Origin of the sequence: Mesorhizobium sp. LjNodule214 (assembly GCF_964252735.1) — a bacterium.
GTDB lineage: Bacteria > Pseudomonadota > Alphaproteobacteria > Rhizobiales > Rhizobiaceae > Mesorhizobium.
In genome coordinates this window covers 59639-85591 of sequence record NZ_CAXUPE020000007.1, presented here as the reverse complement: position 1 = coordinate 85591, position 25953 = coordinate 59639, and the positions used below count along the sequence as shown (strand labels likewise).

Annotated in this window: 31 protein-coding genes; 14 read left to right on the top strand and 17 right to left on the bottom strand. The window is 64.2% G+C overall.

Going from position 1 to position 25953, the window contains the following annotated elements; genetic code table 11:
* Nucleotides 1-151: 151 nt before the first annotated feature.
* Nucleotides 152-574 (top strand): nucleoside-diphosphate kinase, encoded by a 423-nt coding sequence (ndk, locus tag ACSQ3Z_RS36345; RefSeq protein ID WP_436175877.1) that lies wholly within the window; start codon nucleotides 152-154, stop codon nucleotides 572-574.
* A gap of 114 nt (nucleotides 575-688) precedes the next feature.
* Here ndk and ACSQ3Z_RS36340 read toward each other — a convergent pair whose 3' ends face one another.
* On the bottom strand, nucleotides 689-1447 hold the full coding sequence (locus ACSQ3Z_RS36340) for a YbaY family lipoprotein (protein WP_436175876.1): 759 nt from the start codon (nucleotides 1445-1447) through the stop codon (nucleotides 689-691).
* A 266-nt stretch (nucleotides 1448-1713) separates the two neighbouring features.
* On the opposite strand from ACSQ3Z_RS36340, the gene ACSQ3Z_RS36335 reads away from it, so the two are divergent.
* From ACSQ3Z_RS36335 to ACSQ3Z_RS36320, 4 genes are read left to right on the top strand one after another with little or no spacing between them, the layout of a single operon-like run.
* Nucleotides 1714-2037, top strand: coding sequence for a BufA1 family periplasmic bufferin-type metallophore (locus ACSQ3Z_RS36335; protein WP_436175875.1), 324 nt, complete (start codon nucleotides 1714-1716; stop codon nucleotides 2035-2037).
* Between the two features lie 32 nt (nucleotides 2038-2069).
* Nucleotides 2070-2993, top strand: coding sequence for an MNIO family bufferin maturase (gene bufB / locus ACSQ3Z_RS36330; protein ID WP_436175874.1), 924 nt, complete (start codon nucleotides 2070-2072; stop codon nucleotides 2991-2993).
* Entirely contained in the window at nucleotides 2980-3780 is an 801-nt protein-coding gene (locus ACSQ3Z_RS36325) for an HvfC/BufC N-terminal domain-containing protein (RefSeq protein ID WP_436175873.1), read from the top strand. The genes bufB and ACSQ3Z_RS36325 overlap by 14 nt, the downstream gene beginning before the upstream one ends.
* Nucleotides 3781-3782: 2 nt before the next feature.
* Nucleotides 3783-4286 (top strand): DoxX family protein, encoded by a 504-nt coding sequence (locus ACSQ3Z_RS36320; protein WP_436175872.1) that lies wholly within the window; start codon nucleotides 3783-3785, stop codon nucleotides 4284-4286.
* Nucleotides 4287-4349: 63 nt separating this feature from the next.
* On the opposite strand, the gene ACSQ3Z_RS36315 is transcribed toward ACSQ3Z_RS36320, so the two are convergent.
* The 5 genes from ACSQ3Z_RS36315 to ACSQ3Z_RS36295 form a co-directional block, all read right to left on the bottom strand.
* On the bottom strand, nucleotides 4350-4838 hold the full coding sequence (locus ACSQ3Z_RS36315) for a molybdenum cofactor biosynthesis protein MoaE (protein WP_436175871.1): 489 nt from the start codon (nucleotides 4836-4838) through the stop codon (nucleotides 4350-4352).
* 4 nt (nucleotides 4839-4842) lie between these two features.
* The gene (moaD, locus tag ACSQ3Z_RS36310) at nucleotides 4843-5100 is read right to left on the bottom strand and encodes a molybdopterin converting factor subunit 1 (RefSeq protein WP_436175870.1); all 258 of its coding nucleotides are present in this window, start codon (nucleotides 5098-5100) and stop codon (nucleotides 4843-4845) included.
* A gap of 1 nt (nucleotide 5101) precedes the next feature.
* Nucleotides 5102-5698, bottom strand: coding sequence for a CDP-diacylglycerol--glycerol-3-phosphate 3-phosphatidyltransferase (gene pgsA / locus ACSQ3Z_RS36305; protein WP_436175869.1), 597 nt, complete (start codon nucleotides 5696-5698; stop codon nucleotides 5102-5104).
* A gap of 146 nt (nucleotides 5699-5844) precedes the next feature.
* Nucleotides 5845-7917 carry an excinuclease ABC subunit UvrC gene (gene uvrC / locus ACSQ3Z_RS36300; RefSeq protein ID WP_436175868.1) on the bottom strand — a complete coding sequence of 691 codons (2073 nt, stop codon included), beginning with the start codon at nucleotides 7915-7917 and terminating at the stop codon, nucleotides 5845-5847.
* Nucleotides 7914-8678: an SDR family oxidoreductase gene (locus ACSQ3Z_RS36295; protein WP_436175867.1), complete on the bottom strand. Its 765-nt coding sequence runs from the start codon at nucleotides 8676-8678 to the stop codon at nucleotides 7914-7916. The genes uvrC and ACSQ3Z_RS36295 overlap by 4 nt, the downstream gene beginning before the upstream one ends.
* Nucleotides 8679-9090: 412 nt before the next feature.
* Between ACSQ3Z_RS36295 and ACSQ3Z_RS36290 the strand changes: the two genes are divergently transcribed.
* From ACSQ3Z_RS36290 to ACSQ3Z_RS36265, 6 genes are all read left to right on the top strand, one after another.
* The gene (locus ACSQ3Z_RS36290; protein WP_436175866.1) at nucleotides 9091-9750 is read left to right on the top strand and encodes an outer membrane protein; all 660 of its coding nucleotides are present in this window, start codon (nucleotides 9091-9093) and stop codon (nucleotides 9748-9750) included.
* Between the two features lie 268 nt (nucleotides 9751-10018).
* On the top strand, nucleotides 10019-10948 hold the full coding sequence (locus ACSQ3Z_RS36285; protein ID WP_436175865.1) for a sugar ABC transporter substrate-binding protein: 930 nt from the start codon (nucleotides 10019-10021) through the stop codon (nucleotides 10946-10948).
* Nucleotides 10949-11013: 65 nt separating this feature from the next.
* Complete coding sequence (locus tag ACSQ3Z_RS36280) at nucleotides 11014-12069, top strand: ABC transporter permease (protein WP_436175864.1); 1056 nt, start codon at nucleotides 11014-11016, stop codon at nucleotides 12067-12069.
* Nucleotides 12070-12074: 5 nt separating this feature from the next.
* Nucleotides 12075-12869: an ATP-binding cassette domain-containing protein gene (locus tag ACSQ3Z_RS36275; RefSeq protein ID WP_436175863.1), complete on the top strand. Its 795-nt coding sequence runs from the start codon at nucleotides 12075-12077 to the stop codon at nucleotides 12867-12869.
* Nucleotides 12866-13825, top strand: a complete 960-nt coding sequence (locus tag ACSQ3Z_RS36270) for a cyclase family protein (protein ID WP_436175862.1) — start codon at nucleotides 12866-12868, stop codon at nucleotides 13823-13825. The genes ACSQ3Z_RS36275 and ACSQ3Z_RS36270 overlap by 4 nt, the downstream gene beginning before the upstream one ends.
* A 14-nt stretch (nucleotides 13826-13839) precedes the next feature.
* The gene (locus ACSQ3Z_RS36265) at nucleotides 13840-15318 is read left to right on the top strand and encodes an amidase (protein WP_436175861.1); all 1479 of its coding nucleotides are present in this window, start codon (nucleotides 13840-13842) and stop codon (nucleotides 15316-15318) included.
* Nucleotides 15319-15381: 63 nt separating this feature from the next.
* On the opposite strand, the gene ACSQ3Z_RS36260 is transcribed toward ACSQ3Z_RS36265, so the two are convergent.
* From ACSQ3Z_RS36260 to ACSQ3Z_RS36235, 6 genes are all read right to left on the bottom strand, one after another.
* Entirely contained in the window at nucleotides 15382-16653 is a 1272-nt protein-coding gene (locus ACSQ3Z_RS36260; RefSeq protein ID WP_436175860.1) for an ROK family protein, read from the bottom strand.
* A 122-nt stretch (nucleotides 16654-16775) separates the two neighbouring features.
* Nucleotides 16776-17198, bottom strand: a complete 423-nt coding sequence (locus tag ACSQ3Z_RS36255) for a GFA family protein (RefSeq protein WP_436175859.1) — start codon at nucleotides 17196-17198, stop codon at nucleotides 16776-16778.
* 76 nt (nucleotides 17199-17274) lie between these two features.
* Nucleotides 17275-17652: a TfoX/Sxy family protein gene (locus ACSQ3Z_RS36250; RefSeq protein ID WP_436175858.1), complete on the bottom strand. Its 378-nt coding sequence runs from the start codon at nucleotides 17650-17652 to the stop codon at nucleotides 17275-17277.
* A gap of 167 nt (nucleotides 17653-17819) precedes the next feature.
* Nucleotides 17820-18416: a glutathione S-transferase family protein gene (locus ACSQ3Z_RS36245; protein WP_436175857.1), complete on the bottom strand. Its 597-nt coding sequence runs from the start codon at nucleotides 18414-18416 to the stop codon at nucleotides 17820-17822.
* Nucleotides 18417-18848: 432 nt separating this feature from the next.
* On the bottom strand, nucleotides 18849-19253 hold the full coding sequence (locus ACSQ3Z_RS36240) for a hypothetical protein (RefSeq protein WP_050900727.1): 405 nt from the start codon (nucleotides 19251-19253) through the stop codon (nucleotides 18849-18851).
* A gap of 498 nt (nucleotides 19254-19751) precedes the next feature.
* Nucleotides 19752-20282: a DinB family protein gene (locus ACSQ3Z_RS36235; protein ID WP_436175856.1), complete on the bottom strand. Its 531-nt coding sequence runs from the start codon at nucleotides 20280-20282 to the stop codon at nucleotides 19752-19754.
* 97 nt (nucleotides 20283-20379) lie between these two features.
* Between ACSQ3Z_RS36235 and ACSQ3Z_RS36230 the strand changes: the two genes are divergently transcribed.
* On the top strand, nucleotides 20380-20979 hold the full coding sequence (locus ACSQ3Z_RS36230) for a TetR/AcrR family transcriptional regulator (RefSeq protein ID WP_436175900.1): 600 nt from the start codon (nucleotides 20380-20382) through the stop codon (nucleotides 20977-20979).
* 72 nt (nucleotides 20980-21051) lie between these two features.
* Here ACSQ3Z_RS36230 and ACSQ3Z_RS36225 read toward each other — a convergent pair whose 3' ends face one another.
* From ACSQ3Z_RS36225 to ACSQ3Z_RS36205, 5 genes are all read right to left on the bottom strand, one after another.
* A complete protein-coding gene (locus tag ACSQ3Z_RS36225) occupies nucleotides 21052-21570 on the bottom strand; it encodes a LysE family translocator (protein ID WP_436175855.1) in 519 nt (172 codons plus the stop codon).
* Between the two features lie 180 nt (nucleotides 21571-21750).
* Entirely contained in the window at nucleotides 21751-22203 is a 453-nt protein-coding gene (locus ACSQ3Z_RS36220; RefSeq protein ID WP_436175854.1) for a hypothetical protein, read from the bottom strand.
* Nucleotides 22204-22341: 138 nt separating this feature from the next.
* A complete protein-coding gene (locus ACSQ3Z_RS36215; RefSeq protein ID WP_436175853.1) occupies nucleotides 22342-23196 on the bottom strand; it encodes a 23S rRNA (adenine(2030)-N(6))-methyltransferase RlmJ in 855 nt (284 codons plus the stop codon).
* The gene (locus tag ACSQ3Z_RS36210) at nucleotides 23193-23810 is read right to left on the bottom strand and encodes a hypothetical protein (RefSeq protein ID WP_436175852.1); all 618 of its coding nucleotides are present in this window, start codon (nucleotides 23808-23810) and stop codon (nucleotides 23193-23195) included. The genes ACSQ3Z_RS36215 and ACSQ3Z_RS36210 overlap by 4 nt, the downstream gene beginning before the upstream one ends.
* Nucleotides 23811-23818: 8 nt before the next feature.
* Nucleotides 23819-24478 (bottom strand): TetR/AcrR family transcriptional regulator, encoded by a 660-nt coding sequence (locus ACSQ3Z_RS36205; protein WP_436175851.1) that lies wholly within the window; start codon nucleotides 24476-24478, stop codon nucleotides 23819-23821.
* Between the two features lie 85 nt (nucleotides 24479-24563).
* Here ACSQ3Z_RS36205 and ACSQ3Z_RS36200 point away from each other — a divergent pair, with 85 nt between their 5' ends.
* Nucleotides 24564-25034 (top strand): carboxymuconolactone decarboxylase family protein, encoded by a 471-nt coding sequence (locus ACSQ3Z_RS36200; protein ID WP_436175850.1) that lies wholly within the window; start codon nucleotides 24564-24566, stop codon nucleotides 25032-25034.
* Nucleotides 25035-25266: 232 nt separating this feature from the next.
* Complete coding sequence (locus tag ACSQ3Z_RS36195; RefSeq protein WP_436175849.1) at nucleotides 25267-25623, top strand: hypothetical protein; 357 nt, start codon at nucleotides 25267-25269, stop codon at nucleotides 25621-25623.
* The last annotated feature ends 330 nt before the right edge of the window (nucleotides 25624-25953 follow it).

The window sequence follows — 25953 nt, the reverse complement described above, 5'->3', positions numbered from 1 at the left end:
CAGGACTTGGCGCCCGGGGCCCGTGCAGCCGTCTAATTATCCTGCAAACTTCCGGCCTTGGCCAGAAGCCGCCTCCCCTTGGCAAGGACCGAAGCGGCTTGTATAGAGCCCGCCACTCCAATTCCCATTCTCGAAAAGCAAGGACGACCCAATGGCGATCGAACGCACCTTCTCCATGATCAAGCCTGACGCGACGCGGCGCAACCTCACCGGCGCCATCACCCAGATGCTGGAAGATACCGGCCTGCGCGTCATCGCTTCGCGCCGGGTGTGGATGAGCCGCCGCGAGGCGGAAGGCTTTTATGCCGTGCACAAGGAGCGTCCGTTTTTCGGCGAGCTGGTGGAGTTCATGTCCTCGGCGCCGACTATCGTTCAGGTGCTGGAAGGCGAAAACGCGATTGCCAAGAACCGCGAAGTGATGGGCGCCACCAACCCGGCCAACGCCGCCGAAGGCACCATCCGCAAGGTGCACGCGCTGTCGATCGGCGAGAATTCCGTGCACGGCTCGGACGCGCCGGAGACCGCCACGCAGGAGATCAAGTACTGGTTCTCGGACACCGAGATCGTCGGCTGAGCCGACGGACCAGGTTGCAGTCAAAAGGCCGGCGTTTCGCCGGCCTTTTTTTCACCAGCCCCAGCATTCGCTCAGAGGAGGTGCTGCCTCGGCAGCGCAAAGATCGTCCGACGGTCAGCTCGCGGCGTTGAAGCGCAGGATGTCCTTGCCGTCCTTGTCGGTGATGGTGAGCTTGCCGGCATCGACATGGTAGGACGCCGCCCTGGCCAGCGCCTCGAACAGCGCCTTCTCCTCGGCCATGACTTCAGGCGCGCAAGCCTTGAAGGTCGAGCCGATCTCGCTGATGGCGATCGTCGAACCATCGACCTTCGCGGTGGCGAAATAGACGTTGCAAGGGCCGCTGCCGCCAGCCTTGCCGGCCTCGCTGATCCTGAACGTCGCCTGCGGCTCCGCAATCACGCCAATGCCGTCGATATATTCGACCAGCCAGCTCTGGCCGAGCAGCGCTGCCGCCGCGTCCGGCGCCACCATCTTCAGCATGATCGTCTGCGGCGCATCGCTCAGCGGATCGACTTGATGGCGCGTATCGGAGATGAACATCAGCCTGTCGTCGATGGTGATGCGCGCCTGCAGCGCATAGGTCATGTTCGGGCGGATCACCTGGGGATCAAAGCTGATCTCGAACTTGATCGGCACCTGGCCGGCCGGCGCCACCTTGCGCTCGCCGATGATCGCCGCCGGCGCATCGGCCAGCGACACGTCGGCAAGCTGGACGGACAGCACGGCATTGGGCGGCAGCGCGATGCGCTCGCGATACATCACCTCGCCCTTCAGGGTCTTTTCGGCGGCATTGGACATTTCCGGCACGGCCAGCATGCCGACCACCAGCGGCACGAAACCGAAGATGAAGAATTCGGCGATCCTGTCCAGCATGATCCTGCTCCTAACCGGCCTGAAAGTCTCGCAGGATTGCGGTGGTTCCGTGGCACTGCATCGTTCAATCGGCGGCTACTTCCAGCGGCTTGCAGCCTCACCGTCGGTCTCCTTGGCGTGAGCGGCAAGGTCTGGCAGGGGCCAAGCTTCAGGGCGATCACGAAGTCGTGTTCCCAAGCAGAGGTAACGCAGCCAACCTCCTGGCCGAACTAACCAATGCGCGCTTGAGGAACGGCGTGCTCAACAACCCAATCGGAGGTGAAATCATGTCAACGAGATCAACCGTGAGCGCGGCCTTACTGGCCAGCGCCGTTGCCACGGCTCTTGCTTCCTTTGCGACAGCCGCGCCGCTGACAGAGGCACAGGCCAAGGCGGCGATGGATGCCGGCAAGGAGAAGTGCTTTGGCGTCGCCCTGAAGGGACAGAACGACTGCAAGGCAGGTGCGGGAACCACATGCCAAGGCACGTCGACTGTCGATTATCAGGGTAACGCCTGGAAGTTTGTCGACGGCGGCACCTGCACGACGATGGATCTGCCGGACGGCCGCAAAGGCTCGTCCACGGAACTGACCCGCGACATCCCGTCATAAGCAACGCAACCTGCCCGGAAAGCGGGGGAAAGATGAACGGACTGGCCACCCACCTGGCATCCCGCATGTCGAAAACCTCACGCTTTCCGGCGCTACCGGTCCTCGGTCTTGCCGGCACCAGCTTCAAGCACGAACATCTACCCGCGATCCTCGCCGACCAGGCAAACGGCGGTTTCTTCGAGGTCCATGCCGAAAACTATATGGGCGCCGGCGGCCCGCCGCACGACGCGCTGACCAAGATCCGCCGCGACTATCCTGTTTCACTGCACGGGGTGTGCATGTCGATCGGCGGACCGCAGCCGCTCGACAAAGTGCACCTCGGTCGTTTCAAGGCGCTCGTCGAGCGCTATGAGCCGGCGCTCGTTTCCGAGCATCTAGCTTGGTCGACCCACGACAGCACCTACTACAACGACCTGCTTCCCCTGCCCTACACACCGGCAACGGTTTCACGCGTGGCGGATCACATCGACGAAGTGCAAGGGGCGATCGGCCGCCCGATCCTGCTCGAGAACCCCTCGACCTACGTCCTTTTCCTGGAATCAACGATGAGCGAGACGGATTTCATCCGTGCGCTGGTGCAGCGTACCGGTTGCGGCCTGCTACTCGACGTCAACAACGTTTTCGTTTCGGCCACCAATCACCGCTATTCAGCCCTTTCCTACCTCGCGGATTTTCCGCTCGAACATGTCGGCGAAATCCACCTGGCCGGCCATGCCAAGCAAGAGGATGACGAGGGCGATCTGCTGCTCATTGACAGCCATGACGGCCCGGTCGCCGACGCGGTCTGGAAGCTCTTCGATATTATCATCGGCAGTTGCGGGCCGCTCCCGACGCTCATCGAATGGGACAGCAATATTCCCGACTGGCCAGTACTCAAGGCGGAGGCCGACGCCGCCCAGGCGATCCTCGACCGCCATGCCAGCCAAATGCTCGGAAAAGCCCATGCCGCAGGATGAGCTCCAGTCGGGCTATCTCGGCCGCAGGTTTGAGTATGCCGCGGCATTCACCGCCGGCCTGCTCGATCCTGACCGTGCCCCGCCCGACGCCGTTTCGGGGCCGAACGGGAAGGTTGCGGTCAAGCGATATGCCGTCTATCGCAACAACGTCACGGTCAGCCTGATCGATGCGCTGGCCGCCAACTTTCCAGCGACGCTGCGCATCACTGGCCCGGACTTCTTTCGCGCCATGGCTCGCTTCCATATCCGCGAGACTCCGCCCACCTCGCCACTCCTATTCGAATACGGCCGCGACTTTCCCGATTTCATCGGGCGCTACGAATACGCACAGCCGATGCCGTGGCTCGCCGATGTCGCACGGATCGAGCGGGCCTGGCTCGACGCTTATCATGCTGCCGACGCGGAGCCGTTGGCTTCGGCAACACTGGCATCGATCCCGCCCGAACGACTGGCCGATACCGTCTTTGAGCCGCACCCGGCAACGCGAATCGTGCGCTCCCGTTTCCCGGCAGTCACCATCATCGCAGCAAACCGGAGAGACGCTCCCGTCGGGCGGATCGAGGCGGTCGATCCTGAAGATGCGCTGGTCACGCGGCCCGGCCTCGAGGTCTTCGTTCGCCACCTGCCGCCCGGTGGCGCAGTGTTTATCGCGCATCTGATCTCGGGTGAGGCGCTCGGCGCGGCGGCGGCGGCAGCATTTGCGGAAAGTCTCGAATTCGACCTCTCCGCGAACATTGCCGGCGCGCTGCAGGCAGGTGCCTTCACAGCTGCACACCAGGGAGAGTGATCATGACGAACCAAGGGCGGAACGCTGCCGGCGACGCCGGACGGCGAGGTGTCACCGCCCTCGTCGGGAGGGTGAACGCCACCTTGCGCACGATTGCCACGCCGTCGCTGACGCAGCTTGTGCTGCGCTGCGCACTCGCCGTTCCGTTCTGGCGGTCAGGCATCAACAAATGGGACGGTTTCCTGCAGCTGAACGATGTCGCGGTGCTGCTTTTCAGTTCGGAGTTCAAGCTGCATCTGCCGGGCGGGCCTTACGATTTTCCCGCACCCGGGCTCGTGGCGTTTGCGTCAGGGTCGGCGGAAATCCTGTTGCCAATTCTCCTTGTTCTCGGCCTGGCGACACGGCTGACGGCATTCGGGCTGCTGCTGATGACGCTGGTCATAGAACTCACCGTGCCGGACGGCTGGCCACTACACATCACCTGGGCGGCGATGGCACTCGGCATCATGGCGTGGGGACCGGGCCGGATTTCGCTCGATAACTGGATCGGGACTCATAAAGGCTGAACTGACCACCTCTTCCGCGCAAAGGGGCGAACCATTTGGTAACCTCTGCGGTGACGCGAAGGCTCAAGTTCGTTTCCGCGCAGCCCGCTTCCAGCGGCTGGCAGCCTTGTCGTCGATCTCCTTGGCGTCGACCCAGCCGCCCGCAGAGCCGTCGGCATGGTGTTCCTTCTTCCAGAAAGGCGCGCGCGATTTCAGGTAGTCCATCAAAAAGTTCGCCGCCTCGAATGCCGCGTGGCGATGCGCGGAAGCCGTCACCACCAGTACGATGTTTTCGCCGGGAGCGACCTTGCCGTGGCGATGGATGACGGTGAGGCCCTGCAGCGGCCAGCGTTCGATTGCCTCGCCAGCGATGCGAGTGATCGCGGCATCGGCCATCCCAGGATAATGTTCGAGCTCGAGGGCCGACAGCCTGCCCTGCTCGTCGCGGCAGAGACCGGAGAACGTCACCACCGCCCCGATGTCGGCGCGGCCTTCGGTCAGCCTGGCGATCTCGGCGGCGACGTCGAAATCCTGCGCCTGGATGCGCACGACAGGCACCACCGCGCCGGACATGGTTTCAGCCCCCGGTCATCGGCGGGAACAGCGCGATCTCGCGCGCGCCGGCGATCTTCTCGCGGTGCTCGACATGTTCCTGGTTGATGGCGACGCGGATCACGTCGGGGTACTGCAACGCGTGCTCGTATTCCTCGCCGCGCGACTTCAGCCAGCGCAGAAGGTCGGCGACCGTCTCGATGCCGGCGGGCAATTCGACATCCTCTTCCGGCTTGCCGATCCGTTCGCGCACCCAGGCGAAATAGATGAGCTTGGTTGACATCTCACTCGTCCATGATGTGCTTCAAGCCGGCGCGGAAATAGTCATAGCCGGTGTAGAGCGTAACGAGCGCGGCGATCCACAGCAGCACCAGGCCGGTCTGGGTGGTCAGCGGGAAAATCTTGTCGCCGGCCGGGCCCGCGAGCAGGAAGGCGATGGCGACCATCTGGATGGTGGTCTTCCATTTGGCGAGTTGGGTTACCGGCACCGAGACCTTCAGCGCCGCCAGATATTCGCGCAGGCCCGAGACCAGGATCTCGCGGCACAGGATGATGATCGCCGCCCATAGCGACCAGCCTGCGATGCCGGCATGGCGGTCGGTGTCGGCGGCCAAGAGCAGCAGGCAGGTGGCGACCAGCAATTTGTCGGCGATCGGGTCGAGCATCTTGCCGATGTTGGAGGTCTGCTGCCAGGCGCGTGCAAAATAGCCGTCGAAGTAATCGGTGATCGAAGCGAGCAGGAAAATGGCCAGAGCCAACCAGCGGGCGAAGTCGCTCGACTTCAGATGGCCCTCAAGGAAAAAGCACAGCACGACCAGCGGCACCGCGAGGATGCGGGCGTAGGTGAGCATGTTGGGCAGGTTGAACGCGCGCTGGGCCATATTTTTGGGACTCTTTCTGCCTGCGTACTCAAATCAGAAGCGAATGTGGGGGGTCAACAGAACAATTTCGATTGGCCAGTCGAAAAGACCTGGGGCGTATCGAAACTCAGGTCAGGCCGACATCACCTGAATAGCGATACACCTCGTCAACTCTCGTGGAAATGATTGTAGACCAGCTTGGCCACCTGCTCGGAAATGCCGTCGACCTTGACGAGATCCTCCACCGCCGCGCGGCTGACCGCCTTGGCGGTGCCGAAATGCAGGAGCAGCGCGCGCTTGCGGCCGGGGCCGATGCCGCTGATCTCATCGAGCGGGCTCTTGACCATCTCCTTCTTGCGCCGCGCACGGTGCGAGCCGATGGCGAAGCGGTGGACCTCGTCGCGCAGGCGCTGGACGAAATAGAGCACGGGGTCGCGCACCGGCAATGAAAACGAGTCCCTGCCCTTGACGAAGAAGCGCTCGCGGCCGGCGTCGCGGTCCTGGCCCTTGGCGATGCCGATGGCCACCACGCGCTCCTCGATGCCAAGATCGGACAGGATCTTGCGCACCACACTCATCTGGCCCTGGCCGCCGTCGATCAGGATGACGTCGGGCCAGGCCGGGAAGCCACCATTGCCCTCAATGTCGTCTTCCGTCTCGCCCTCGGCCTCGGTGCTTGGCGGCGCATTGCCATGCTCCTTCAACAGCCGCGAAAAGCGCCGCTCCATCACCTCGCGCATCATGCCGAAATCGTCGCCCGGCGTGATCTCGGTCGAGCGGATGTTGAATTTCCTGTACTGGTTCTTCACGAACCCTTCCGGCCCGGCGACGACCATGGCGCCGACGGCGTTGGTGCCCATGATGTGCGAATTGTCGTAGACCTCGATGCGCACCGGCGGCTTGGCCATGCCGAAGGTCTCGGCAAAACCGGTGAGCAGCCTGCCTTGAGTCGAGGTTTCGGCCAGCCTGCGGCCAAGCGCCTCGCGCGCATTCTGCAGCGCGTTGTCGGTCAGGTCCTTCTTCTCGCCGCGCTGCGGTACCGAGATTGACACCTTGCGGCCGGCGCGGGTGGAGAGCGCTTCCGCCAAGAGCTCCTGCTCCTCGACGCCATGCGATAGCAGGATGGCGCGCGGCGTCGGCTTGTCGTCATAGAACTGCGCCAAGAACGAGCCCAGTACCTCAGCCGCTTCCAACGCCGGATCGGCCTTGGGGAAATAGGCGCGGTTGCCCCAGTTCTGGCCGGTGCGGAAGAAGAACACCTGGATGCAGACCTGGCCGCCTTCCTGATGGATGGCGAAAACGTCGGCCTCCTCGACCGTCTGCGGGTTGATGCCCTGGTGGCTCTGCACATGCGAGAGTGCGGCGAGCCGGTCGCGATAGATGGCGGCGCGCTCGAAATCGAGATCTTGAGAGGCCTGCTGCATGGCGGCGGAGATTTCCGTCTTCACCTTCTGGCTGCGGCCGGACAGAAAATCCTTCGCCTCGCTGACCAGATCGGCATAGTCGCCATGCGAGATCTCGCCGGTGCACGGGCCGGCGCAACGCTTGATCTGGTAGAGCAGGCAAGGCCTTGTGCGGTTCTCGTAGAAGGAGTTGGTGCAGCTTCTGAGCAGGAAGGCGCGCTGCAGCGAATTGATGGTGCGCCCGACGGCGCCGGCCGAGGCGAAGGGGCCGAAATAGTCGCCTTTGCGCGAGCGCGCGCCGCGATGCTTGTAGATGCCGGGCGAGACATGGTCGCCGGTCAGCAGGATATAGGGAAACGACTTGTCGTCGCGCATCAGCACATTGAAGCGCGGCCGCAAACGCTTGATCAGATTGGCTTCGAGAAGCAGCGCCTCGATCTCGGTGCGGGTGACGACGAACTCCATCGTCGCCGTCTCGCGCACCATGCGGCCGATGCGGCTGGTGTGGAACCGCCCCTGCGCGTAGTTGGTCACCCGCTTCTTCAGGCTGCGCGCCTTGCCGACATAGAGCACGTCGCCGGCCGCATTCATCATGCGGTAGACGCCGGGCGCATTGGGCAGCCGCTTGACCAAGGTCTGGATGACCTCGGCGCCGACCATGCCATCGGCATCGCCGGCATGCGGCGTCCAGTCTATTGCCGTGAAGCCGACGTCGGGTGCGGCCGAAAGGGCTTCCGGCTCGACGATTTCTTCCGCGGCCTCGTCCTCGAGGTCGATGTCGGGCGGCAGATCGTCGGCGGCACCGTTTCGCTTGTGTTTGTGGTCTGCGGGACTCATTCCACCATGCCTGTCACATCGGGCGTCTGCCATGCAAGATGCTGGCCGCCATCGAGCGCGATCATCTGGCCGGTGATCGAGCGCGCCGCCCAGAGATAGCGGATGGTGGCACCGAATTCGGGCAATTCAGGGCCACGCTTCAGGATCAGCCCGTCGACCTGCGCGGCAAAATCGCTGTCTTCCTGGCGCGCGTTCTTCAGCGTCGGTCCGGGGCCGATGGCGTTGACGCGGATGCGTGGCCCCAGCGCCTGCGCCATCATCTCGCTCTGCCTCCACAGCGTCGACTTCGATAGTGCATAGGAAAAGTATCGCGGCGTCGGTCGCCAGACGCGCTGGTCGATGATGTTGACGATCAGCCCCTCCTCCCCCTGCGGCAGCGCGCGGGCGAAGTTCTGCGCCAGAAGCGCCGGGGCCTTCACGTGGATGGCGAAGTGGCGGTCCCAAACGGCCCAGTCGAAATCCTCGATGCTATCGTCGACGAACAGGGAGGCGTTGTTGACCAGGAGCGTGACCGGGCCGAGCGCTGCCTCGGCGCGTCCCACGAGGTCGCCGACCGCGTCCATGTCGGTGAGATCGGCGCCGACCACGGCGGCGCGGCCGCCGTCGTCCCGGATCCGCCCGGCAAGCGCCTCGGCTGCGGCCAGCGAGCGGTTGGCGTGGATGGCGATGGCGAAACCGTGCCTGGCGAGATCCTCGACGATCGCCTTGCCGATCCGTTTTCCCCCGCCTGTCACCAGCGCCGTTCCGGCGGCTTCGCTCATCCTGTCAATCCTCAATCGCGGCCTCGATTCCGGCCGCCGGCAAATTATGACGCGCCCACGGGTTAAGTGCCGTTTCCACCTGGGGCAGGATTGTGGCAAAGCGGCCCGATCGGCATTTCGGCTCCGGCCGAGACTCGGCCAACCGGACCGCAATATAGGGCGCTGGACTCCTTGCACCAAGCCGAGTGCGGTGCAGCATGGCAAACGTGCTGACATCTCGCTGTTGCGAAGATGCAACGTCAAGGTTCAGCCTCATTCGCGCCGGGGAATGACCCAAGTTCAGGTTCGCTTCAGCCGCATTTCGACACGACATTTGGAACATACGAACGCCAGATCCGTTTCACCCCCCGGACGGGTCGATGGCGATCGTGAAAAACAAGCCTGTGTCCTGTGGCTTAAGGAGTAAAGAACAATGCAAGCCAATCTCAAATTCGCACGGCCGCTGGCTGTTGTGCTCGGGCTCTTCGCCCTCGGTGGAACCGCCTATGCGGCGGACGTGGTCTCGGAAGAGCCGCCGGCACCGGCCGCCCCGGTTGCCGAACTTCCGGTCGCTTCCTGGGCCGGCCCCTATGCCGGTATCAGCGCCGGCTATGGCTTCAGCGGCCATGCCGACGCCGGTGACGTCGGCGTCAATGTCGGCACCAAGGGCTTCGTCGGCGGTGTCTTCGGCGGCTATCAGTGGCAGCAGGAGAACTTCGTCTACGGCGCTGAAGCCGATCTCGGCTACAACGGCGTCAAGGGCGACAGCGACGGCATCGAGGCCAAGGGCGGCTTCGAAGGCTCGCTGCGTGCCCGCCTCGGCTATTCCGTGACCCCGGAGATCCTGCTCTACGGCACCGGCGGTCTCGCCGGCAGGAACCAGAAGATCACGGATAGCGTCACCGGCACCGACGACAGCAATGCGATGTTCGGCTGGACCGCCGGCGTCGGCACCGACATCAAGATCACCGACAACGTGTTCGGCCGCGTCGAGTACCGCTACACCGACTACGGCGACAAGGACTTCGGCTCTCTTGGCAACGTCAAGGTCAAGGACAACCGCGTCACCTTCGGCGTCGGTATGAAGTTCTGATTGTCGTCAAGCCACGACACGAAAAAGCCGGGCCTCGCGCCCGGCTTTTTTTGTGCCTGGCGCGATGCCGTCTCTTCCTTCTCCCCTTGTGGAGAAGGGGAAGCCCCAAATTACCCGTTGCACCGCTTCTCGCCTTGTGCCTATAGTTAGTACGTGGCTCGCACGAACAAACAGTCTTAGCTGTGACGACCGGTGGAAAGCCCTGAGATCAAGGGCCGACGCGCGCGGGAGGCGAGCCGGAACACTCGGTCAAACAGGGGATAGGAACGTGAACCGCTTTCAGAAAATTTCGGCCGCGGCACTCGTCGCGGCATGCCTCGCGCCGGCTGCCCACGCCGACGACAAGCTGACGATCGGCATCGTCACCTTCTCGACCTCCGACGTCGACACCAACCAGATGGTCGACACGATGAGCAAGGAGGCCCAGTCCAAGGGCTGGACGGTGGAAACGCTCAACGCCAATGGCGATCCCTCGCAGGCGATCACCAGCATCAAGCAGCTGGCGACCAAGAAGGTGAACGCCATCATCGTCACCGTCTTCGATTCGACTGGCCTGGCCGCCGGTCTGCAGGCGGCGGCGGATGCGAAGATCCCGGTGCTTTCGGCCGGCGGCGGCATGGCCGACGGCATTGCGCTTTCGGCCAGCACGGGCGCCGCACCACCGCTGATCGACCTGATGCTGAAGGATGTCGGCGACACCGGCACCCTGCTCGACCTCACCTATCACCCCGGCATCCCGTGCCGCGAGCGCGCCGATGCCTTCGACGCGGCGGTCAAGGCCAAGCCGGGGCTCCAGGCGACCTCGCACGAAATCAGCATTCCGGGTGCCGCCGAATCCTCGCAGGCCGCGACCAGCGCCTGGCTCGCCGCCAATGCCGATGCCAAGGGGCCGTTCGCGATCTTCAATTGCTATGACGACAACGCCATGGGTGCCATTGCGGCGCTGAAGCAGAACGGCCGCAGCGACGTGAAGGTCTATTCCTTCAACGCCACCGCGCCCGCCGTGCAGGCGGTCAAGGACGGCACGATGACCGCCACGCTCGGCGTCGATTTGACCTCGGCCGGCAAGATGCTTGTCGAGCAGATCCCCGACATTCTTGCAGCCGGCGACAAGTGGCTGCCGAAATCCTTCGTGCCGGGCTACACGCTCGTCACCAAGGACAATGTCGACCAGTTCATGAAGGACAATCCGCAGTAAGCTCTGCAGAATGACGGCGCGGCCGCCTTGCCCGGCCGCACCGGAGCCCCTTCATGAGAGCCGCCATGCCCGCCGATCACTCCCTGCCTGAAACCTCCGCCATGGCGGAGGCCCCTCGCCCATTGCCGTCGGCAGAGGTGAAGTCCCGTCCGGTCGTCGCCGGTGATCGGCGCGCGGGACTGATGCGCCTGCTCGGCACCTACGGCACCATCATCGTGCTCGGCTCGATGCTGTTGATCTTCTCGGTCCTGCAGCCGGGCACCTTTGCCACCATCGGAAATTTCCGCAACATCATCAACGACATGGCGATCGGCACCATCGTCGCGGCCGGCCTCACCGTGCCGCTGGTGGCCGGCGATTTCGACCTCAGCATCGGCTATGTCGCGAGCTTCTGCGGGCTGCTCGTGGTCGGGCTCTTGAGCTACAGCGGCCTGTCGATCCCGCTCGCCATCATGCTTGTCGTCGGCCTCGGCACGCTGATCGGCATCGTCAACGGCATCGTCGTTTCCAAGATCGGCGTGAATGCCTTCATCGCAACCCTCGGCACCGGCACCATCGTCGTCGGGTTGAATTACGCCTATTCAGGCGGCATCCCGCTGCAGCTCACGCAGAGCCGGGAATTCACCAACATCGCCATCGGCCGCATCGCCGGCGTGCCGCATCTGGTCATCATCATGGCCGTGGTGCTGGCGCTGCTGTGGGTGATCCTCAACCGAACGGTGCAGGGCCAGCACATCAAGGCGATCGGGGTGAGCCCGGAATCGGCGCGGCGCGCCGGCGTCGCCGTCGACCGCAGCCGCATCGTCGCCTTCGCCATCGCCAGCACCTGTGCCGCCATCGGCGGCGTGCTGATGGCCTCCAATCTCGGCTCCGGACAGGTGACGGCGGGCGACAGCTTCATGCTGACCTCGTTCTCGGCCGCCTTCCTCGGCTCGGCAGCACTCAGGGAAGGCCAGTTCCACATTCTGGGCACGCTGATCGGCGTGCTGACGGTCGCCGTCGGCAACAATGGGCTGGCCATGATCGGTGCGCCGATCTTCACCCAGTTCCTGTTCACCGGCTCGCTGCTGGTCGTCGCGGTAGCGCTCGGCGGCATCGGCCGCCGCTACGGACGGGGGTGAGCGAGATGGCACAGGCAACGCTGCTTTCGCTCCGCCACATCTGCCGCAGCTTCGGCGGCATCCAGGCGCTCGACAATGTCTCGCTCGATATCGCCAGGGGCGACATCATCGGCCTGGTCGGCGACAATGGCGCCGGCAAGTCGACGCTGATCAAGATCCTGGCCGGTGCGCATGATCCGACCTCCGGCGAGGTGATCCTCGAAGGGTGGCCGCAGAAACTGTCGCCACCGGCCGAGGCGCAACGGCTCGGCATCGAGACGGTCTATCAGGACCTGTCGCTGATCGGCACCTTCACCGCGGCCGAGAATTTCTTCCTCGGCCGCGAGCTGGCGCTTGGCCGCGGCCCGGCGCTGCTGCGCTGGATCCGCCGCAAATCGATGGGCGACACCGCCGTGCGCGGCCTCGAGGAACTCAACATCGACATTCCCGGCGTGCGCAGCAAGCCGGTCGACCGCATGTCCGGCGGCCAGCGCCAGCTGGTGGCGATCGCGCGCGGCGCCTTCTGGGGCCACAAATTGCTGCTGCTCGACGAGCCGACCGCCGCACTTGGCGTGCGCGAATCGCGCGAGGTGCTCGACCTGATCAGGCGGCTCGGCGCCCAGGGGCTGACCATCGTCATGGTCACCCACAATCTCGATCACCTCTGGCAGGTGTGCAACCGCGTGGTGGTGATGCGCCGCGGCCGCAAGGTTACCGACCTCGCCAGCGCCGCCACCAATATGGAAGACGTCGTCGCCTACATCACCGGCGCCAGGGAGGCGATGACGCCCCGCTCAGCCATCGCCGAGGCCGGCGCATGAGCGCGACCGACACGATGACGCTGCGCCGGCTGCTCGCCGACGCTCCCAACCGCTGGGGACACTGGGGCGCAGACGACGAGATCGGCGCGCTCAACTATCTCACCGCCGACGAGGTCAAGCGCGGCCTGGCGAGCGTGCGGCACGGCCGCACCTTCACGCTCGGCGTGCCGATTGCCACCCATGAGGGCGATGCGGTGTTTCCCGGCCGCTGGCCAGCCAAGCATTTTATGGTCGCCGACAAGGCCGGCTTCGAGAACGGCCACTGGCACCCGCTGCCCGGCGGACTGGAATTCGCCGACGACTATGTCACCGGCTTCGCGCAAGCCGGCACGCATTGCGACGCGCTCGGCCATATGTGGTTCGACGACACGCTGTGGAACGGCTTCCCGGCATCGAGCACCAATGGCGGCATGACCAGGGCCGGTATCATGCCGATCGCCGAACGCGGCATCGTCGGCCGCGGCGTGCTGCTCGACATTGCCCGCTTCCGCGGCAAGCCGGCGCTGGCGCGCGCCGAGACGTTCACGCATCTGGACCTGATGGAGTGCGCGCGGGCGCAAGGCGTCGACATCCTGCCGCGCAGCATCCTGCTTGTCCGCACCGGCTGGGTCGGCGCACTGGCGGCGGGCAGTCAGACAGTTGGTGAAAACTATTGGGAGCCCGGCCTGACCTTCAGCCTCGACCTGGTGCGTTGGTTCGACGAGATGCAGATCCCCAGCCTGGTCACCGACACGCTGGCCAACGAGACCACTTACGAACCCGAAACCGGCCTGATGCTGGTGCTGCACGCGGCGCTGATGCGCAACCTTGGCGTCGTCTTCACCGAGATGGCGTCGCTCGACGCTTTAGCCGCCGACTGCGACGCCGACCGCCGCTACGAAGGTTTTTATTGCGCGAGCCCCGCCAAGGTCAGCAAGGGCACCGGCGGCTCGGCAAATCCAGTGTTCATCAAATAGACGGAAATGGCTTCATGACTTCTGCAGAAACGCAGCTTTGCTTCCTGCCGGCCACGGAACTGGCCGAGCGCATCCGCCGCCGCGACCTGTCGCCTGTCGAAGTGACCGAGGTGTATCTGCGCCGCATCGAAGCGCGCAACCCGGTGGTCAACGCCTACACGCTGGTGCTCGGCGACGAGGTGATGGACGCCGCGCGCGTCGCCGAAAAGGCGGTGATGGCCGGCGGCCCGCTCGGTCCGCTGCATGGCGTGCCCGTCGGCATCAAGGATCTCGACGACGTTGCCGGCGTGCCGACATCGATGGCCTCGCTTGCGGTCAAGAACCGGGTGCCGAAGACCAGTGCGGTGGCGGTCGAGCGACTGCTCGGTGCCGGCGCCATCGTGCTCGGCAAGACCAACACGCCGGAGTTCGGCCACAAGGGCATCACCGACAATCTGCGCTTCGGTCCGACCAGCACGCCGTTTGCGATCGGCTACAATTCCGGCGGCTCGTCGGGCGGCAGTGCGGCGGCGGTGGCAGACGGCATGGCGGCGCTGGCGCAAGGCACGGACGGCGGCGGGTCGGTGCGCATCCCCGCCTCGTTCAGCGGCTGCGTCGGCTTCAAGCCGTCCTTCGGCCGCATCCCTTCGGTAACGCGTCCCGACGGCTTCCTGTGGGGGCATCCGCTGGTCCATATCGGACCGCTGACGCGCACGGTGGCCGATGCCGCGCTGATGGCCAAGGTGATGGCCGGTCCGCACAGCCGCGACCCGCTCAGCCTGCCCGATGACGGCGTCGACTATGTCGGCGCCGTGCAGGCGCCGGCGCGAAAGCTGCGCGTCGCCTACAGCCCGCGCCTCGGCAATTTTCCGGTCGACCGCCAGGTCGCAGCCGTCATTGCCGACGCGGTCGAGGCGATGCGGCGGAACGGCGTCGCGGTCGATGAGGTCGAGCTCGACTTCAAGGCCGACCACAAGGAACTGGCGGCACTCTGGGTGCGCACGATCTCGATCCACTATGCGGCGATCGCCGTCTACTGGAAGCAGGAAGGCATCGACCTGGTGGGCGAACACGCCGCGGCGCTGACGCCGCAATTCCTCGCCATGCTGGAGGGCGCCTACAAGGTGTCGGCGGTCGAGCACGCGCTCGACGACCTTCTGCGCACCGGTGTCAGCGACGGGCTGGAGGACGTGTTCGAGACGCATGACCTGATCGTCTCGCCGACGCTCGCGGTTCCACCGGTGAAGAACGCGACAGACGGCAACACGATCGGCCCGACCTCGATCAATGGCGAGGCGGTCGATCCGCTGATCGGCTGGTGCATGACCTACCCGATCAACTACACCGGCCATCCGGCGATCTCGGTGCCGGCCGGGCTGACGGCAGAGGGCCTGCCGGTCGGCATGCAGATCATCGGGCGGCGGCATGCCGACGAAAGCGTGCTCGCCATGGCGGCGCGCTTCGAGCGCATGCGGCCCTGGTTTCAGAGTTTTCCGGGGCTGGTGGGGCGGTAGGCGGGGCGCGGGTTTTCCCTCCTCCCCTTGTGGGAGAAGGGAAGCAGCGTCGGCGCTGTCGCCCTAAATAGGCAGCTGCAGCAATTCCGAAATCACCAGCCCCGCTGCACCGAGCAGCGCCGCGCCATCGCCCGCGTCGCCAGCGATGAATTCGATCTGGCCGCCCGGCCGCGCCGGCACCATGGCGCGGACGTGGCTGGCGATCGCTTCGAGCAGGCGGTCGCCGCCGAGCACGACATCGCCGTGCAGGATGAAGATGTTGGGTGCCACGGTCTGCTGCAGATTGGCGATGCCGACGGCGACGTTGCGGGCGTAGCGATCGAGCAGTTTTTCAGCGCCCGGCACCTGGCGCGCGGCCATGTCGGCGAGGCGGCCGGAATCGATCAGCTCGGGCTCGGGCAGACCTGCACCGGCTGCCTCGCGCCGCAGCCAACTCAGCGTCGCGATCGTGTCCCAGCAGCCGCGCCGGCCGCAGCGGCAGAGCTCGCCGTCGAGCTGTACGAAGGTGTGGCCGAGTTCGCCTCCTGCCCCTGCCGTGCCGCGATAGAGATGGCCGTCGAAATAGAGCGCGCCGCCCAGCACCTCGCCGGTGTAGACGACGGCGAATTGCCTGACGCCGCGCCCGGCGCCGAACCAACGGTCGCCGAGCAGCAGGGCGCGGGGATGGTGGTCGAGCTTGACCGGCAGGCCGAAGCGGCGACCGAGCTCCTCGGCGAGCGGATAGCGGTCAAGCGCCGGCGCGAGATTGACGGTGACGATCGATCCGCGATCGGTGTCGACCATGCCGCCGACGCCGACGCCGATGCCGAAGGGCGTTCGTCGCGCCTTGGCCAGCGTGTCGCCGACGCATTCGGCGATGGTCTCGATGATCGGCCCGACCGGCCCCCGACCATCGGGCAGCGCCATCTTGCGCTCCGCCTCGATCTTGCCGTCGAGCGTCGAGACGCAGGCATGAACCGCGTCCGGCATCAACAGCACGCCGCAGATCGGACGCGCCTTGGGCGAGAACCACAGCGGCCGCGCCGGCTTGCCGCCGCCGGGATTGGCTGGGATCGGATCGCTCTCGATCAGCACCTGGTCGTCGATCAGCGGCTGCACGATGCCGGAGATGGTGGTGCGGTTGACGCCGGCGAGACGCGCCAGATCGGCGCGGCTGGTCGGACCGAGATCGAACAGCGCCTGCAGCACGCGACCGCGATTGGTCGAGCCGACCATAGAGGACGACAGCAGCGCCTTGCGCGGGCGCCCTGCCCGCTCGACGCCGGCGCCATCTCCGGGCGGCGTGAACATGGCGTTGTGCCCGCCATTTGGGCTGTCGTCGTCGGTTATGTTCATTGCAAAGGTTTCACGCCGCCATTCTTAAAAACCTTTCTAGCCCAAGAGCTTGACGGTTTCGAGAACTTTGTACGAGCGGGCAACAAACTTGTCCATTAGGCAGGCGCGCGTTCGCTCCGGCCTCAGGGCGTATCAGCAGAATCCGACGGAGCTTGCTGAAAGCCCTGATGCGCGGGAAGCGACTGCAGCTGGTCGAGCCATTTCACCCGCGAGCGCATGAAGACTTGCGCGTCCGGTTGGTATTCGCCCGGATCGGTCTTCGTGGCGGCGTGGACGTGAATCTCCGAAGGCCATTTCCGGGAGCGGAAATAGAGCCTTGTGCCGCAGGATGGGCAAAATCCCCGAAACGTTCCGGAGCTGCTCTCATAGTGCACGATCTCGCCGGTCCAGTTCAGATGCTCCGGCTTCATGCCCAGGAAGGCTGTGACGGGGGACGACGTGGCGCGCTGGCAATCGGCGCAGTGACAGACCAGATTGCGCGTCAAGTCTCCGGAGTAGGTCCAGGCAACGGCCCCACACATGCAATTTCCTGTAAGGTAGACCATCGCACCCTCCCCTCGCCGTGCGCCCCAGCTCGGCAACTTTGACTCGACTGAACTCAGAATGCGCTGCGCCACCCGGTCAGGCGCGCTTCTTTGCGACCTTGGCCGGTTTCGATTTTGGTGGAAGCGTGCCGACGAATGCCAGCGCGAGATCGACCCAGCCGCCAAGATCGGCTTTTGTCGCGGTGCCTTCCGGCGCGACATGGACGTAGCCCTCCATCGAGCGTCCGCCCATCTCCATGACCCGCGCATGCGGGCGCGCGACCGCCGCTTCATGCGCGGCCTTGCCGACGCGGACCAGCAGTCCGCGCTTCGAGGTTCCGACGAGCATGTTGCCGTTGACGAGAAAGCAGGTGCCGCCGAACATCTTCTGCTCGGTAAAGTCGCGTCCGGCAAGAGCGGCGCGCAGACGGTCAAGCATGGGGTCTACTGTGCTGTCGCTGGCTGATTTCGGCATGCTCACCGCCCCTGTGCGATTTGCAGGGCGACAGCCAAGCACGAGTCCGGCGGCGGTTCAATATGGAAGTGGAGCGCGGCGGAGCTGCCGATCCCCCCTCGTGGGGGAGATTGGCCGTCGCTTCTGCTTTCGCCAATTGCCAACGTCAGCGGCGCCTTCCGTCGCCCTCAGCCCGGAACCGCCGGCTTCAGTTCCGGGAATTTCTCGTCAAAACGCGCCGCCCAGCGGGTCAGCCGGCCGCGGCCCTTTTCCCATTTGCCGGCAAAGCGCAGCGCGAGATAGCCGAGGCAGGCGCGCAGCGCCATCTGGCCGGCTGTGATCTTCTTCGGCAGTTTTGGCGGGTTGGCGTTGAGCAGGTCGAGCGCCGCGGTGATCTTTGCCCACTGGCGATCGAGCCAGGGCTGGTAGACCATCTCCTCCGGCCGCGTGCGCCGCTCATAGACCATCGACAGCGCACAATCGCAGATGCCGTCGGCCATGGCCTCCAGCACCTCGGCCTCGAGCCGTTTGTCCGGGTTGCGCGGGAACAGCGCGTTCTTCGACAGGCGGTTGAGATGCTGGGTAATCGCCCGGCTGTCATGGATCGAGCGGCCGTCGTCGAGCACCAGCACCGGGATCTTGCCGAGCGGATTGGCTGATATCAGCTCGGCCGGCTTGTCCTCGGTCTTTACAGGCACGAGATCGACGGCGATGTCGGCATAGAGTGCCGCCATGCGCACCTTGGAGCTATAGGGGGACGTGGACGCGTAGAGCAGCTTCGGCATGATCGGTTCCCTGTTTGCGGACCGGCACTGTTGACCGGGCACCCTCGCCCACGCAACAGCCAGGACGAAGAAATCCTGCCGCCAGGCATCGGCGCTGCCTTCGGCGAGCAAGAGCACCTGGGCGTCCACACGGAAGTGTTAGTGGTGAAGGTCGCGGGCTAGATCTCGCGTTTGCCGACTATGCCGCCGGCCGCGATCCCGTGCTTGAAAAGGCTCTCGCCATGGCGAGGTAGACCGGGCTTCTTGCCCATCTTTCACGGCAACAAAAAAGCCCCACCGGACTTCGCCGTGTGGCGAAGTCCTGGGAGCTGCGAAAGATATCTACGTCCGCCCCTCTTTTAGTGCGCCTCAACACCGGTGCGGAGAGCGCGGCGCATCCAAGGCACCCGCCCTCATGTCCCGGTACTGTCCCCGGCGCGCGAAGAAACGCGATTACTTCTTCGCGGCCTTCGCAGGCGCCTTCTTGGCAGGCGCGGCCTTCTTCACCGGTGCCGAAGACTTCGCCGCAGCTGCCTTGACCGGAGCCTTGGCCGGTGCTGCTTTCTTCGCCGCAGGTTTCGCCGCAGCCTTTGCAGCCGGCTTCTTGGCAGGTGCTGCCTTCTTCGCCGGTGCAGCCTTGGCCTTGGCCGGTGCTGCCTTCTTCACTGCGGGTTTCGCCGCGGCCTTTGCAGCCGGCTTCTTAGCCGGTGCTGCCTTTGCCTTGGGCGCTGCCGCCTTCGGCTTGGCAGCGGGTGCTGCTTTCTTCACTGCAGTCGCGGCCTTCGCCGCGGCTGCTTTTACTGGTGCTTTCTTTGCCGGTGCCTTGGATGCCGGCGCTTTGGATGACTGCTTAGCCATGCGATGCCCCTTGCGTTGTTGCCGATGGCCGTTAGTGACCCGGCGTGTCATGCTTATCTGACTCGCGCGTGTCTAGCCAGCGAAGCATTACAGTGATTTTATCAGATTAAATTTCGGTTACGACCACAATGCGATCGTGCTGATCGTCGAAGAATTTCGCCAGGCATCTTTGATCTCGCAACGAAGTTCTGTGACGGAAATTCTTCGCGCTCTATCTTGGTCGATCTTGTCGACGCGCTCAGGATTTTTCGCGCGGGTTCGACCGCGGACATCGACTGCGCGTTGCGAAGATCATGAAGAGTTTTCGGATCGCTCGCTTCGTCTTGTCCCGTGCGACGAAGGAGGGTGAAGACGATAGCAACACGACAGGCGCGCCGTCGCATCATCTTGCGGCATTTGACAGGAAGTGAGCTTTTAGCTCGCTTTTTCTGGAGATCATAGTGCTGACGTCAGAGTCTCGTTTGTGCCGACATCGCCAGACCGCAAACTCTTGCAAGATCAGTCGCTTAGCGACTCACGCAACGCCTGCAGCCGGCGCGAAGGCTCGGTCTGGTGGAGATGAACGGCGAACGTATCCCATGGCGGCGTGACGGAAATCTGCGAGAGCATGCGCCCGATTTCACCGCGATGGTAGCCGCCATGGACGATGACATGGGTCAGCATCTCCTGGCGCGACATCAATCCCTTGTCGCCGTCGGTGAAGACGAACGGCACGGGCTCGGACAGATGGTCCGGCGAGACGGTTTCCAGATAATCCAGATACCAGCGATCCGATGCCGCGACATCGGCGCGCAACCGATCAAGCGACGGCGTATCCTCGGTGTTGTCGGCGGCGTAGCCGTGACGTGCGCCGGTGAGATGCGCCGCGAATATTTTTGACACGACGTGGCTGTGATTGAGGAGACGGATCGCGACGAGGCGCTCCTTGCCGTGTGCATGTGAGTCGAGGCTCGCGAGTTTCTCCAGCGACTCATTATTGGCCCAGGCCTGATAGATGAAGAGGCTGCGAAGCAAGGCCAGGGCGCTCATGGTCGGTATCCCTTGTTTGGAAATGTGAGTATGTTGTTTATATTCTGGCGAAGATGGAGCAGGCATGTCTACTCGCATTGCAAAGCCGCGCTCGCGCATGCGCAAGGAGCCGAGCCAGGCGCGTTCCAGGGCAACCGTCGAGGCGATCATCGAGGCGGGTGCTCGCGTTCTGAGCGATCTCGGATGGGCCGGATTCACCACCAACAAAGTGGCCGAGACGGCGGGCGCCAGCATCGGCTCGCTCTACCAGTATTTCCCCGACAAGCTCTCGCTGGTCGAGGCGATCCGGCGCCAGCACTTCGATCAGGTCCTCGCGGTTATCAGCGATGCGGCAGCCGACGAGAAACCGCTCCGGCAATTCGCGCGCGAACTCACGCGCGGCATGATCGCGGCGCACAGCATCCATCCGACGCTGCACCAGGTGCTGCTCGACGAAGCGCCCGGCGATCGCGGCTCAAGGGCCGCGCATGCCGCGTTCCAGTCGCGCTATCTCGAACACTACGCGGCTGCCGTGGCGCAGTATCGCAGACGCACGAAAGACACCGAGACCGTGGCGCGCGTGCTTTCCTCCGCGGTCGAGGGCGTGATCCACAATGCGGCGCGACGCGGCATGCTGGAGGCGCCGGAATTGCAGAAGCAGCTCGTTGAGCTGATCTGCGCTTACCTGTCCGGACAGCACAGAACCGCGCCGCGGTAAGATGGGGAAGTCACGCCCTAGGATTGCCAGCCGCAAAGATCATGAGATGTTGCCCAACTCGGGATCATGCTCTCAGCGCGTGGCGACCACGGCGACGCCAGCGCCGATCACCACCGCCTCGACAGCCAGGATCACCACCATCAGCATGCCGAGATGACCGGATGTGAGCGACGCGCCGACAACGTTGGGCAGCAGCGCAACGTAGAACAGCGGCATCTTGGGATTGCCGAGGTTGAGAGCGATGCCCGTGGCAAAGATCGTCAACAACCCGCGCCCGCCCGAAACGGGCTGCAGTTCCGGCACCACGGGGACCGCAGTCCACAGCCTGACGCCCATCCAGATCAGATAGGCCGCTCCACCATAGCGAAGCACTGTCATGACGACCGCCATCTTGGCGGCGATGACCGACAGGCCGAAGGCGGCGAGCATCAGAAAGAGGAGGATGCCGACCACCGTTCCGGCGCCATAGGCAATGCCCGATGCAGCGCCGCCGGAGATCGTGCGGGCGACGATCGTCATATTGTCGGGGCCGGGGCTGGCGGCGAACACGAAGAAGGCGGCCACAAAGGCAGAGAGGGTCGCAAGATCCATGAAAATTCCCGAAAGTGATTGTTGCTCTCGGGCGTTCAGACTAGCCGATTTGCCTGCCGGCGATAGAAGGAAAAATCAGGATCTTCGCGACAGGGCTGCTGCCGGCAACATGCAACACCGAAGCGCTGCGACCTATTTCTGGCCGCAGGCGCGAAAATGTCCTGGAACGGAAAGCTGCGTTCAGCGCAGGACGCGGCAGCGGCCGTTGTAGACCATCCAGCGGTCGAAGCCCGCGACGCAGAATTCGACATTGTCGCCCATCGAGGCAAAGCCTTGCCCTTCCTCGATCAGGTACCAGATGGTGCGGTCGCGGCCGTCCGACAGGGCGACCGTGGCGCCGCAATAACGGCGGCCGATCGGCCATTGTTCGCTGGCCGGCAGATAGCGGTGCTGGTGGATGCGGCGGAAATCGGTGATGGCGACATCCGGCAAATGCGGCACGTGGTGCACCTGGTAGGAAAAGCGGCTGGTGATCTTGTTCAACACCCAGGCCTGCCCGCACACACCGCTATCCTCGTCGGAATAGACGGAAAGATCGGCGGCATGTACCGCCTGGGTGAAGCCGAGCGAGGTGGCGAGCGGCGTGCAAAGCGAAATCAGTGCGGCAAGGGCGGATTTGGCGAAGCGAGTCATGACAGCCTCTCAAGGTCGATTGCGCGCACTGTGCGGAATCGCCGGTCAGCGGTCAAGCGGTTGCGATGATGATGGTTTCCAGCTTCGAACTCGCCATCCGCCGGAGGTGGGTTCGCAAGGCGGATGCTGCTGTCGCCTTTACCCCGCCTCCCCCGCCAGCCACCGCAGCGACCAGTCCGCCGGGCGCCCGACCGCGAGCAATCTGTGCAGGGCCGGCAGCAGGAGGCGCAACTCGCCCTCAAGCGTGAAGGGTGGGTTGACCACCACCATGCCGCTGCCGTCGAGACTGGGCTCCGACGAGGCCGGCCTGATCTCGAATTCAATGTCGAGCAGCTTGGGGATGCCCGTCTGCTTGAGCGCCTTCCTGAAGGCGATGACCGCCTTGCGCTCCTTGATCGGGTACCACAACGCATAGATGCCGCCCGGCCAGCGCTTGTGGGCCTTGACCAGCCCGTCGACCAGACGGTCGAATTCGCCCGCCTCTTCGAATGGCGGGTCGATCAGCACCAGGCCGCGCTTTTCCTTCGGCGGCAGTTGCGCGCCGAGCGCCAGCCAGCCGTCGAGTTCGATTACCCTCGCCTGGAAGTCGCCGGCAAAGACCGCTTTGAGCCGGTTCGCATCGTCGGGATGCAGTTCGATCGCCGTCAGCCGGTCCTGCTTGCGCAGCAGATGCCTGGCGATCAGCGGCGAGCCCGGATATTTCTTCAAGCCGCCGTCGGGGTTGAGCGCGCGAACCACTTCCAGATAGGGCGCCAGAAGGGCGGCCGCCGGGGCGCCGAGTGCACCGTCGACCAGCCGGCCGATGCCGCCCTGCCATTCGCCGGTTTTCTGAGCTTCGGCCGACGACAAATCGTAGCGGCCGATGCCGGCATGGGTGTCGATGACGCGGAACGCCTTGTCCTTCTGCTTGAGATACTCAAGCAGCCGCGTCAGCACGACATGCTTGACGACATCGGCGAAGTTGCCGGCGTGATAGGCATGGCGGTAGTTCACTTCGAGCCCCTGCCCCAGCGCGGCGGCGGTGGCTGCGAGTTCGGGTTTTCCGGCCGGCCGCCACCACGGCCAAAGACCATCGCCAGTATCAACCCGATCAGGCCGGCCGCCATCAGCGAGAAGCCGACCGGCCGCGCCCTTTGGTCGATCTCGCCGGTGCCGGCGCGCAGCACGAGGTCGACCGCGCGCATCGGAATGTTCTCGGCATCGCCAAGGCCGACGGTGAACAGATAGGCGCCGGGGCTGACCGTCTCGATCACGCCCGCCTCGTCGCGAAAGATCTTGTCCGGCGATTGCGGGCTGGGCTGGCGCGGGTTGTCGGAATGGTTGAACTGCAAAGTCGAGGCGAGCGCCGTGCGGCCGCCGGTTGCTGCCGTCAGCGTCAGCACGGTGCGCTGCTGCGAGACGATGCGCTCGGCCTTGGCGGTCAGGTCGACCAGCACCCTGACCGGCGCGTCGCTGACGACTAGCGGCACTGTCACCGGCCTGAACCGGCCCTTCTCATAGACCCGCCAGGTGCCGATCTCATGACCGGAGAAGTTGCTCATCGCCCAGGGATAGGCGACGCCGATGGCGGCTCCGGCGAGCAGGATCAGAACAAACAGAAAGCGCATGCGCCCGGCTACCTCGAATTGGCGCCGCCAAGGGCGCGCTCCATCCCGTCGAGCAGCATATCGAGACCGAGATCGAATGTCCGGTCGAATTCGGCGGCGCCGAAATAGTGGCCGGCGGCAGCAACATTCGGGAAATCCCGCGCAAGCTGCTCGTCGCTGACGGTGGTGACCGCCGACGGGCCCTTGGCATAGCCGGCGGTCTCGTCGAGGATCGCGCCCATCAGATAATAGCCGATGGTGCGGAACAGCCGAGCGCTCAGTTCGGGACCGAAGCCTCCGGCCTCGAACAGGCCGAGGATGCCACTCAGCCAGGCAAGGCAAGTCGGCGAATTCATGCGGTAGGTGACGAGGAACGGCGCGAAGGCCGGGTGCTCGCTGCCGATGCGGCGGAAGTCGTGCATGGCGATGTGCATCCGTTGCCGCCAGGGCAGACCGGCGTCGGGCATTTCGAGCGAGCCGATCAGCCGGTCGACCAGGGCTTCGTGCAGATGCGCCTGCGAGGGGAAGTGATGATAGATGCTCATCGCCTCGCAGCCGAGTTCGGCCGCCAGCTTGCGCATCGAAAAGCCGGCAAGGCCCTCCCTCTCGATCACCTCGAAAGCCGCATCCTCGATCATCTCGCGGGACAGCCGCCCGCGTGGTCGCTTTTTCTTGATCGAAGAGTCCATGGCGTCGCTTGACAACTTACACTGTAAGGTTAATTTTCCGCATTACCTTACATCGTAAGGCTAACAAACACCAGAGGAGAAAACCATGTCTGCCTATCGCATTCCTTCATCCGCGCATTCCTTCATCCGCCGTGCATCCTTGCTCGCCGCTGCAGCGTGCGCCCTTGCGCTCGCCCAGGTGCCTGCCCAGGCCGACGACTATGACGCTGCCATCAAGGACATCCAGTCGACCATGGGCGGCGTGCCAAGCTTCGTGAAGCAGTTCCCGAAAGCCGGTCTGCCCGGCGCATGGGCGGAGGTCAAGGCCATCCAGCTCAGCGACAAGGCGGCGCTGCCACCGAAGGTCAAGTCGCTGATCTCACTCGCCGTGGCAGCGCAGATCCCGTGCAGCTACTGCATCTGGTCGGACACGCAGGACGCCAAGCGCGCCGGCGCCACCGACGAGGAAATCCAGGAAGCCGTGGCCATGGCCGCGCTGACCCGCCACTGGAGCACTGTCTTCAACGGCATGCAGGTCGATTTCGAGACGTTCAAGAAGGAAATGGGCGGGGAATGAACCCCGCTGGCGGTGAAGATCGCCGTCACCAGGAGACGTCAGGCATGGTCCACCAACGGCGGGCCATGCCTGTTTTTGTGGCGGCCGGGTCGCGCAAAAAAGTCGCGCAAACGTTGCATTGCGGCTAAACAGCTATCGCTAAAATAAGGCGCCTCGGCATAATGGGGTGTATCAGCGCCTGCCCTGTGATTCGGGTATGGCCCCGCATGCGATTTTGATGAGGGGATATTTGATGCGCAAAGTCCACGGGCAGCACAAACGCCGCCAAAGCATGTCGAATTTCAATAGCATAAATGGATTTGTGTACAGGGCGCTCGTTCTGGGCAGTCTTCTGGCGACATCGGGATGCCAATACTTTATGTCGGGCGGATTGTTTTCGTTCAACTCATCCCAGACCGGAAGCGCAGCTCTGGTCAGCGTGAAGCCATATCCTAAAATTCAAAACAGACCCGTCGCTCGCCCGATCAGCAAAGTGCGCATGAACCCCTACCTCGGAGCCGCCGCGCATATTTGCAGCCCGAGCGGTTTCGGGCAGCAATCGCATTGCTTCATGAGGGTCCAGAGCCAGACCCCGGCCGAGAATATTTAAAATTTTATCATTACCCAAGCAGATCGCGGGCCGCCGGGCGTGTGTCTGGAAACTCTTCCAGGCGCGGGAGTCGCCAAACCTTGACTTCCCCCTGCGAATTTCGGGCGCTCTTTTGCAAGCCTGGCAAATGGGCACGAACCACTTCCGCCTTCCAGGTTCCTGCCCATGCGATGCTTGCAGCGAGGGAGAGACGCTCGCGCTGCCCATGATTAACCACTCACCAACGAATACGGTTAATGAATCTCTAATTTAGTTGACTAGTTTGTCCACAGGTATATTTTTATATGCGTTGGGTGTGCAATTTGGGCGAGCAATCCGCGATGGTGGCAA

Excerpts from the sequence above, each read along its gene's own strand:
- ndk (WP_436175877.1), top strand. The coding sequence starts at position 152 with ATGGCGATCGAACGCACCTTCTCCATGATCAAGCCTGACGCGACGCGG.
- ACSQ3Z_RS36340 (WP_436175876.1), bottom strand. The coding sequence starts at position 1,447 with ATGCTGGACAGGATCGCCGAATTCTTCATCTTCGGTTTCGTGCCGCTG.
- ACSQ3Z_RS36335 (WP_436175875.1), top strand. The coding sequence starts at position 1,714 with ATGTCAACGAGATCAACCGTGAGCGCGGCCTTACTGGCCAGCGCCGTT.
- bufB (WP_436175874.1), top strand. The coding sequence starts at position 2,070 with ATGAACGGACTGGCCACCCACCTGGCATCCCGCATGTCGAAAACCTCA.
- ACSQ3Z_RS36325 (WP_436175873.1), top strand. The coding sequence starts at position 2,980 with ATGCCGCAGGATGAGCTCCAGTCGGGCTATCTCGGCCGCAGGTTTGAG.
- ACSQ3Z_RS36320 (WP_436175872.1), top strand. The coding sequence starts at position 3,783 with ATGACGAACCAAGGGCGGAACGCTGCCGGCGACGCCGGACGGCGAGGT.
- ACSQ3Z_RS36315 (WP_436175871.1), bottom strand. The coding sequence starts at position 4,838 with ATGTCCGGCGCGGTGGTGCCTGTCGTGCGCATCCAGGCGCAGGATTTC.
- moaD (WP_436175870.1), bottom strand. The coding sequence starts at position 5,100 with ATGTCAACCAAGCTCATCTATTTCGCCTGGGTGCGCGAACGGATCGGC.
- pgsA (WP_436175869.1), bottom strand. The coding sequence starts at position 5,698 with ATGGCCCAGCGCGCGTTCAACCTGCCCAACATGCTCACCTACGCCCGC.
- uvrC (WP_436175868.1), bottom strand. The coding sequence starts at position 7,917 with ATGAGTCCCGCAGACCACAAACACAAGCGAAACGGTGCCGCCGACGAT.
- ACSQ3Z_RS36295 (WP_436175867.1), bottom strand. The coding sequence starts at position 8,678 with ATGAGCGAAGCCGCCGGAACGGCGCTGGTGACAGGCGGGGGAAAACGG.
- ACSQ3Z_RS36290 (WP_436175866.1), top strand. The coding sequence starts at position 9,091 with ATGCAAGCCAATCTCAAATTCGCACGGCCGCTGGCTGTTGTGCTCGGG.
- ACSQ3Z_RS36280 (WP_436175864.1), top strand. The coding sequence starts at position 11,014 with ATGCCCGCCGATCACTCCCTGCCTGAAACCTCCGCCATGGCGGAGGCC.
- ACSQ3Z_RS36275 (WP_436175863.1), top strand. The coding sequence starts at position 12,075 with ATGGCACAGGCAACGCTGCTTTCGCTCCGCCACATCTGCCGCAGCTTC.
- ACSQ3Z_RS36270 (WP_436175862.1), top strand. The coding sequence starts at position 12,866 with ATGAGCGCGACCGACACGATGACGCTGCGCCGGCTGCTCGCCGACGCT.
- ACSQ3Z_RS36265 (WP_436175861.1), top strand. The coding sequence starts at position 13,840 with ATGACTTCTGCAGAAACGCAGCTTTGCTTCCTGCCGGCCACGGAACTG.
- ACSQ3Z_RS36260 (WP_436175860.1), bottom strand. The coding sequence starts at position 16,653 with ATGAACATAACCGACGACGACAGCCCAAATGGCGGGCACAACGCCATG.
- ACSQ3Z_RS36255 (WP_436175859.1), bottom strand. The coding sequence starts at position 17,198 with ATGGTCTACCTTACAGGAAATTGCATGTGTGGGGCCGTTGCCTGGACC.
- ACSQ3Z_RS36250 (WP_436175858.1), bottom strand. The coding sequence starts at position 17,652 with ATGCCGAAATCAGCCAGCGACAGCACAGTAGACCCCATGCTTGACCGT.
- ACSQ3Z_RS36245 (WP_436175857.1), bottom strand. The coding sequence starts at position 18,416 with ATGCCGAAGCTGCTCTACGCGTCCACGTCCCCCTATAGCTCCAAGGTG.
- ACSQ3Z_RS36240 (WP_050900727.1), bottom strand. The coding sequence starts at position 19,253 with ATGGCTAAGCAGTCATCCAAAGCGCCGGCATCCAAGGCACCGGCAAAG.
- ACSQ3Z_RS36235 (WP_436175856.1), bottom strand. The coding sequence starts at position 20,282 with ATGAGCGCCCTGGCCTTGCTTCGCAGCCTCTTCATCTATCAGGCCTGG.
- ACSQ3Z_RS36230 (WP_436175900.1), top strand. The coding sequence starts at position 20,380 with ATGCGCAAGGAGCCGAGCCAGGCGCGTTCCAGGGCAACCGTCGAGGCG.
- ACSQ3Z_RS36225 (WP_436175855.1), bottom strand. The coding sequence starts at position 21,570 with ATGGATCTTGCGACCCTCTCTGCCTTTGTGGCCGCCTTCTTCGTGTTC.
- ACSQ3Z_RS36220 (WP_436175854.1), bottom strand. The coding sequence starts at position 22,203 with ATGACTCGCTTCGCCAAATCCGCCCTTGCCGCACTGATTTCGCTTTGC.
- ACSQ3Z_RS36210 (WP_436175852.1), bottom strand. The coding sequence starts at position 23,810 with ATGCGCTTTCTGTTTGTTCTGATCCTGCTCGCCGGAGCCGCCATCGGC.
- ACSQ3Z_RS36205 (WP_436175851.1), bottom strand. The coding sequence starts at position 24,478 with ATGGACTCTTCGATCAAGAAAAAGCGACCACGCGGGCGGCTGTCCCGC.
- ACSQ3Z_RS36200 (WP_436175850.1), top strand. The coding sequence starts at position 24,564 with ATGTCTGCCTATCGCATTCCTTCATCCGCGCATTCCTTCATCCGCCGT.
- ACSQ3Z_RS36195 (WP_436175849.1), top strand. The coding sequence starts at position 25,267 with ATGCGCAAAGTCCACGGGCAGCACAAACGCCGCCAAAGCATGTCGAAT.